1 protein-coding gene is annotated in these 456 nt (G+C 55.5%); it reads right to left on the bottom strand.

Translation table 11 applies throughout. From position 1 onward, the window contains the following. The coding region (locus tag AC5ZGW_RS47010) for an IS630 family transposase (RefSeq protein WP_496114255.1) at window positions 1-456 on the bottom strand (456 nt) is incomplete at both ends.

Below are 456 nucleotides of genomic sequence, written 5' to 3'. Positions count from 1 at the left end.
TTTTCTTGGTCCAGACGAAGGGCTCGGCTTTGTCGTTGTAAGCGTTGACGTAGGCATCGATGTGGTCCTGAAGCTGCTTGAGGCTTGTGAAGGAAGTGCCGCTGAGCGACTGCCCCTGCAAGATCGAAAACCATACCTCGACCTGATTGAGCCAGGACGCACTTGTCGGCGTGAAATGAAATTCCACGTTGGGGTGGGCATTGAGCCAACGCTCGTTCTTCTTGTGGGTGTTGAGGTTGTCGAGGATGACGTGAAGCTTCCGGTTTGGAAAAGCCGCGGTGACGCTGTTCATGAAATCGAGAAACTCGACGCGGCGACGTCGTTTTGAGTGCGTTGCGATGATCTTTCCGGTGGCGACTTCGAGCGCCGCAAACAGCGTTGTGGTGCCATGCCGCTTGTAATCGTGGCTCTGACCAGTCAAGGCGCGGCCATTGGGCAACTTCAGATAACCCTGCG

It is taken from the genome of Bradyrhizobium sp. Crot121 (assembly GCF_059512385.1).
Note: the sequence above shows the minus strand (reverse complement) of the source record. Positions and strands in the feature narration are given on the sequence as shown.